Source organism: Pantoea sp. E956-1 (assembly GCF_982223955.1).
The window spans coordinates 1-461 of record NZ_CEUYZP010000058.1 but is presented as its reverse complement, the minus strand read 5'-3'; the positions used below and the strand labels follow the sequence as shown (position 1 = coordinate 461).

Annotated in this window: 2 protein-coding genes; both read left to right on the top strand. The window is 64.2% G+C overall.

Annotation, left to right across the window (positions count from 1 at the left end; all coding sequences use genetic code 11):
* On the top strand, positions 1 to 197 hold a 197-nt coding region (locus tag AC0T7J_RS25235; RefSeq protein WP_473798489.1), incomplete at its 5' end, for a septation protein IspZ.
* 1 nt (position 198) lies between these two features.
* The coding region (locus AC0T7J_RS25230) for a YciI family protein (protein ID WP_473798486.1) at positions 199 to 461 on the top strand (263 nt) is incomplete at its 3' end.

Here is a 461-nt window from a genome sequence, read left to right as displayed (position 1 = left end):
ACATCGCCTGGATCGCGTTCTTCCTGTTCTGCGGCGCAGCCAACCTGTTCGTCGCCTTCACCTTCCAGAGCATCTGGGTCGACTTCAAGGTGTTCGGCAGCTTGGGCATGACCGTGCTGTTCCTGGTCGCACAGGGCGTTTACCTGTCGCGCCATCTGCATGACACCGATACCACAACGCCAAAAACCGAGGACTGACATGCTCTACGCCATCATTGCCACCGACGTTGCCAACTCGCTGGAAGCTCGCCTGTCCGCGCGCCCGGCGCATCTGGAACGCCTGCAAGCGCTCAAGGGCGAAGGCCGCATCGTGCTGGCCGGCCCGCACCCGGCCGTCGACAGCAATGATCCGGGCGCAGCGGGTTTCACCGGCAGCCTGATCGTCGCCGAGTTCGACTCCCTCAGCGCCGCACAGGCCTGGGCCGATGCCGATCCGTACATTGCCGCCGGCGTCTACGCCAA